Below are 4,217 nucleotides of genomic sequence, written 5' to 3' on the forward strand. Positions count from 1 at the left end.
GGCGCGCTCGTCGAGCATCCGGTGCGGATCCTCCATCGAGGGCCGCGCCAGCGCGTGCGCCAGCCCCCGCTCCTCCCGCTCCAGATACGCGTGCGCACAGCGCCGCGCCCGGTCCCGCAGCATCCGCACCCGCTCCAGCTCCTCGCCGACATCCGGTACGACCTTCTTGGCCGCGTCCGTGGGGGTGGAGGCGCGCAGGTCGGCGACATGGTCCAGCAGCGGGTTGTCCGGCTCGTGCCCGATCGCGGACACCACGGGCGTACGGCACTCGGCCACGGCCCGCACCAGCTGCTCGTCGGAGAACGGCAGCAGGTCCTCGACGCTGCCGCCGCCCCGCGCGACGATGATCACGTCCACCTCGTCGACCGCGTCCAGCTCCTTGACGGCCTGCACGACCTGCGGCACGGCGTGCACGCCCTGCACCGGCACGTTGCGCACCTCGAAGCGGACGGCGGGCCAGCGGTGCCGGGCGTTCTCCAGCACGTCCCGCTCCGCCGCGGACGCCCGGCCGCACACCAGCCCGATCAGCTGCGGCAGGAACGGCAGCGGTTTCTTGCGCTTCGGTGCGAACAGGCCCTCGGCCGCCAGCGCCTTCTTCAGCTGCTCCAGCCGCGCCAGCAGCTCGCCGACGCCGACCGGCCGTATCTCGGCGGCCCGCAGGGAGAGCTGGCCCCGCGGGGCGTACCACTCCGGCTTCGCCAGGACGACGACACGCGCGCCCTCGCCGACGACGTCCGCGACCGCGTCGAACACCTGGCGGTAACAGGTCACGCCGACCGAGATGTCGTGCGACGGATCGCGCAGCGTGAGGAACACGACGCCGGCGCCGGGGCGGCGCGACAGCTGGGTGATCTGTCCTTCCACCCACACCGCGCCGAGCCGGTCGATCCATCCCCCGATCATCCGGGAGACCTCGCCGACGGGGAGCGGGGTTTCGGGAGACGTGTTCACGGCCATGCGGCGAGCCTAGCGGCCGGTACCGACAGCGCGGCCGTGCGCCGTGGGCTCCCGGCTGTTTCCGGCTGCGGGTCCGTGTCGGCCCGCCCGCGCGGTTCCCCGCGCCCCTCCAGGGCGCGGACACGCGATCTCCGCCCCCGGACACGGCCTTACGATGGGACGCATGACCGCTTCGTCTGGCCGCCGTGTCCTGCTCGCCGCCCCCCGGGGCTACTGCGCCGGCGTGGACCGCGCCGTGATCGCCGTCGAGAAAGCCCTGGAGCAGTACGGGGCCCCGATCTACGTCCGGCACGAGATCGTCCACAACAAGTACGTCGTGCAGACCCTGGAGAAGAAGGGTGCCGTCTTCGTCGAGCGCACGGAGGAGGTGCCGCCGGGCAACATCGTCATGTTCTCGGCGCACGGCGTCGCCCCCGTGGTGCACGAGGAGGCCCGGCAGGGCCGGCTCGCCACGATCGACGCCACCTGCCCCCTGGTCACCAAGGTCCACAAGGAAGCCGTCCGGTACGCGAACGAGGACTACGACATCCTCCTGATCGGCCACGAGGGCCACGAGGAGGTCATCGGCACCTCCGGCGAGGCCCCCGACCACATCCAGCTGGTCGACGGCCCCGCGGACGTCGACAAGGTCGAGGTCCGCGACCCGTCGAAGGTCGTCTGGCTCTCCCAGACCACCCTCTCCGTGGACGAGACCATGGAGACCGTCGACGCCCTGAAGACGAAGTTCCCCGGCCTGGTCTCCCCGCCCAGCGACGACATCTGCTACGCCACGCAGAACCGGCAGCTCGCCGTGAAGCAGATGGGCGCCGAGGCCGACCTGGTCATCGTCGTCGGCTCCCGCAACTCCTCCAACTCCAAGCGGCTGGTCGAGGTCGCCAAGCTCGCCGGCGCCCGCGAGGCCTACCTGGTGGACTTCGCCCGCGAGATCGACGAGGCCTGGCTGGAGGGCGTAACCACCGTCGGCGTCACCTCCGGGGCCTCCGTGCCGGAGGTGCTGGTCGAGCAGGTGCTGGAGTGGCTGGCCGAGCGCGGCTACGCCGACGTGGAGCTGGTCAAGGCCGCCGAGGAGTCGATCACCTTCTCGCTGCCCAAGGAACTCCGCCGTGACCTGCGCGAGGAGGCCGCGACCCTGGTCGCCGCGCGCGGCGGAAGCGGTACGCCCGAGGCATGACGGCCCGTGGCCCGTCGTAACGTGGAGCCATGCAGATCTTCGGCGTGGACATCGGCGGATCCGGCATCAAGGGCGCCCCAGTGGACCTGGACCGGGGCGACCTGGCCCAGGAGCGCTGCAAGGTGCTCACCCCGCACCCGGCGACACCCGACGGCGTGGCCGACGGGGTCAAGCAGGTCGTGGACCACTTCGGCTGGACCGGCCCGGTCGGGCTGACCTTCCCGGGAGTGGTCACCGGCGGCGCCACGGTGCGGACGGCGGCGAACGTCGACAAGGGCTGGATCGACACGGACGCGCGCGCGTTGTTCAGCGGCAGACTCGGCGGCCTCCCGGTGACCGTGGTCAACGACGCGGACGCGGCGGGCGTCGCCGAGATGGAGTTCGGCGCCGGACGGGGCCGCCGGGGCCCGGTGATCCTGCTCACCTTCGGCACGGGCATCGGCAGTGCCGTCTTCGTGGACGGCACCCTGCTCCCGAACACCGAGCTGGGCCACCTGGAGCTGAACGGCCACGACGCGGAGAAGCGCGCCTCCAGCAAGGCCAAGGAGGACAAGGATCTCAGCTGGGAGCAGTGGGCCCACCGCGTCCAGGAGTACCTGGCCCACGTGGAGATGCTGTTCTCCCCGGAGCTGTTCATCATCGGCGGCGGCGTCAGCCGCAAGGCCCCCAAGTTCCTGCACCTCATCGAGGGCATCAGGGCCGAGATCGTCCCGGCCCAGCTGCAGAACAACGCGGGGATCGTGGGAGCGGCGATGCACGCGTCCCAGCACGCCTGAGCCGCCCCACGGTCTTGCACGGCTATTCACGGGGGAGGGGCCGAGCGCACGGTGCCGGCTCCTCCCCCCTTCCATGAAGCGCGCCTCTGCCGGGCCCGCGTCCGTCAGTCGCGTCGCCGCCGCCGCTGCACCCAGCGCACCCGGCGGACGAGCACGATCAGCCCGGCGGTGAGCGTCCCCGCGTACAGCCACGCCGCCTGCGTGGCGAGCCCGGTGACCAGCCCCATCATGCGGCCGAGCAGCCCCCCGCCGCCGTCGGCGACCGGCAGCAGGCCCGCGGCGAAGGCGATCGGCGCGACGACGGGGGCGGTCAGCACGTCCCCGGCGCGCACCCACAGCGCGGTCAGCACGCACACCGGCAGGAACAGCACGCCGTAGACCGTGAGGGACGCGTCGGACAGCAGCTGGTCAAGTAAGCCGGCCAGGACCATCGCCGCGGCGCAGAACAGCCCGCTGCCGAGCCCGGTCAGCCGCAGGTCGGGCAGCCGCAGGGCCGCCGGCCGGGCCCCGCCCACCGGCCGGGCCGGCCGGCGTTCGCCGCCCGGCCGGCGCCGTGCCTGCGGCGGCAGCGGGGCCGAGGAGGGCGTGCCGCGTCGCGGTCCGTCGTTCGGGGGTCGCGTTCTGTGTTGCTCCACAGGGACCAACCTAGGTCTGTTTATGTGTCGAATCGGGCCCGGGACACGCCGGTGGCGGGAGCTTGGCCGGAGGATCGGCGCTCCCGCGAGCCGGGCGCCCGGGACGCCGTAAACTGGTGGATCGGCCAGTGTCGGCCTCTGGCCCCTGGCAGCCCCTGGCCCACTCACCTACGGGAAGTCGCAACGTGTCGCTCACGATCGGAATCGTCGGCCTGCCCAATGTCGGCAAGTCGACCCTGTTCAACGCCCTGACCAAGAACGACGTGCTCGCGGCCAACTACCCGTTCGCCACGATCGAGCCGAACGTCGGCGTGGTCGGCGTGCCCGACGGCCGCCTCGCAGAGCTGGCCTCGATCTTCAAGTCGGAGCGCATCCTTCCGGCCACGGTCGACTTCGTCGACATCGCCGGCATCGTGCGCGGCGCCTCCGAGGGTGAGGGCCTGGGCAACAAGTTCCTCGCGAACATCCGCGAGTCCGACGCGATCTGCCAGGTCATCCGCGCCTTCAAGGACGAGAACGTCGTCCACGTCGACGGCAAGGTCTCGCCGAAGGACGACATCGAGACGATCAACACCGAGCTGATCCTCGCCGACCTCCAGACCATCGAGAAGGTCCTGCCCCGGCTCCAGAAGGAGTCGCGGATCAAGAAGGACATCGCGCCCAAGGTCAAGGCCGTCG

The 4,217-nt window shown here is 71.8% G+C and carries 5 protein-coding genes; 3 read left to right on the forward strand and 2 right to left on the reverse strand.

Going from position 1 to position 4,217, the window contains the following annotated elements; all coding sequences use genetic code 11:
- A partial coding sequence (gene xseA, locus IE312_RS32005) for an exodeoxyribonuclease VII large subunit (protein ID WP_229900685.1) occupies positions 1 to 957 on the reverse strand: 957 nt, incomplete at its 3' end.
- A gap of 154 nt (positions 958 to 1,111) precedes the next feature.
- On the opposite strand from xseA, the gene IE312_RS32010 reads away from it, so the two are divergent.
- Both IE312_RS32010 and ppgK read left to right on the forward strand, forming a co-directional pair.
- A complete protein-coding gene (locus tag IE312_RS32010; RefSeq protein WP_189985751.1) occupies positions 1,112 to 2,128 on the forward strand; it encodes a 4-hydroxy-3-methylbut-2-enyl diphosphate reductase in 1,017 nt (338 codons plus the stop codon).
- A gap of 29 nt (positions 2,129 to 2,157) precedes the next feature.
- Entirely contained in the window at positions 2,158 to 2,904 is a 747-nt protein-coding gene (gene ppgK / locus IE312_RS32015; protein WP_189985752.1) for a polyphosphate--glucose phosphotransferase, read from the forward strand.
- 104 nt (positions 2,905 to 3,008) lie between these two features.
- Here ppgK and IE312_RS32020 read toward each other — a convergent pair whose 3' ends face one another.
- The gene (locus IE312_RS32020) at positions 3,009 to 3,539 is read right to left on the reverse strand and encodes a DUF6542 domain-containing protein (protein WP_189985753.1); all 531 of its coding nucleotides are present in this window, start codon (positions 3,537 to 3,539) and stop codon (positions 3,009 to 3,011) included.
- Positions 3,540 to 3,724: 185 nt separating this feature from the next.
- Between IE312_RS32020 and IE312_RS42770 the strand changes: the two genes are divergently transcribed.
- On the forward strand, positions 3,725 to 4,217 hold a 493-nt coding region (locus IE312_RS42770), incomplete at its 3' end, for a GTPase (RefSeq protein WP_229900686.1).

The organism is Streptomyces capoamus (assembly GCF_014654935.1).
In the GTDB taxonomy this organism is placed as follows: domain Bacteria; phylum Actinomycetota; class Actinomycetes; order Streptomycetales; family Streptomycetaceae; genus Streptomyces; species Streptomyces capoamus.